Annotated in this window: 1 protein-coding gene; it reads right to left on the bottom strand. The window is 62.2% G+C overall.

Annotated features, from left to right (window positions below; translation table 11 throughout):
* Nucleotides 1–7: 7 nt before the first annotated feature.
* Complete coding sequence (locus tag N415_RS30230) at nucleotides 8–1285, bottom strand: IS30 family transposase (RefSeq protein ID WP_068189959.1); 1278 nt, start codon at nucleotides 1283–1285, stop codon at nucleotides 8–10.
* Nucleotides 1286–1340 lie beyond the last annotated feature (55 nt).

The following is a 1340-nucleotide window of genomic DNA, read 5'->3' as shown; positions in this document are numbered from 1 at the left end:
GGTGGTTTCACGCGGTCGATGCAACAGCCGGTGGTTTAAACGGGTCTGAGAGTAGTTCATCGAGGGCTTCGGCTGGTGTTTTCCAGCTCAAGGTTTCGCGGGGCCGGCGGTTGAGTTTGGCCGCGACGTAGTCCAAGTAGTCAGCCGGAAACACCGACAGGTCGGCGCCTTTAGCAAAGTATTGGCGCAGTAGCCCGTTGGTGTTCTCGTTGGTCCCGCGCTGCCACGGCTTGTGCGGATCGCAGAAGTAGATGTCCAGTTCGGCGGCCCCGGCGATGACGGCGTGATTAGCCATCTCGCGGCCTTGGTCCCAGGTCAGTGTCTTGCGCAGGATCGCCGGCAGCTGTGCCATTTTGGCGACGATCGCTTCCTGGACCGCCGGGGCGGTGTGGTCAGCGGGCAGGTGCAGCAGCATCACAAATCGGGTCATCCGCTCGACGAGCGTGCCGATCGCCGAGCCCGACGCCGTGCTGCCCAGGATCAGATCACCCTCCCAATGCCCTGCTACGGCGCGATCCTCAACTTCAGGTGGTCGTTCGCTGATGTTGACCATGTTGGGGATGCGGCCCCGGCGCTCAGCGGGGCGGCGCTGGGGCTTGCGCAACGCCCTTCCCGTACGCAGACAGGTATGCAGTTCACGGCGCAGATTTCCTTTGCCCTGCACGTAAATCGACTGGTAGATGGTTTCGTGAGACACCCGCATCTCCGTATCGTCGGGAAAATCCATCGGCAACCGTCGGGCGATCTGCTCAGGACTGTGCTCGTCGAGCAGCCGCGCCTGCACCTCATCATGCAGCTTGTCGTTGACTGCAAGCTTGCCCAGTTTCGGGCGATGCGCCCGCCGATCGGCGTAGGCCTGTGCAGTCAGCGCGCAATAGCGCACCGTCGCGCTGCGGCCACTCTGGCGGGCACCGAAGGCTTCCTTGCGCCGGTACCCCGACTTGCGCTCAGGGTGGTCCACGTTGTGCAGGCCGTTGTTATCGATTTCGCGTTTGATCGTCGAGGCCGCCCGTGCGGGTGTTAGCCGGTTACCGATCGAATGCAGCGACTCATTGATCTTGACACCGACTTCAATCTGAATCCGGTCGCGCAGGGTCAGCCGCGGCTTAAGCCCTGATGACGTAGGTTCGATCAGTCGTGGTTTCACCCCGCCAGCGTCACGGAACCAGCTAATTGCAGTGCGTCCCGACACGCCGACCGCCGCACCGGCTTCCGCGACGGTGCAGCCATCACTGATATGGCCCCAGAACTCCCGAACAACAGACGTCAACGGTGGCAGCGGCACAGCAACACCCCTCTATCAGAATTAGGTGCTGTTGCATCCACCCCCAGAACTCAAG

Source organism: Mycobacterium sp. UM_CSW (assembly GCF_000455205.1).
Lineage (GTDB): Bacteria > Actinomycetota > Actinomycetes > Mycobacteriales > Mycobacteriaceae > Mycobacterium.
The sequence above is the reverse complement of the archived record's forward strand: the minus strand, read 5'-3'. Positions and strand labels throughout refer to the sequence as shown.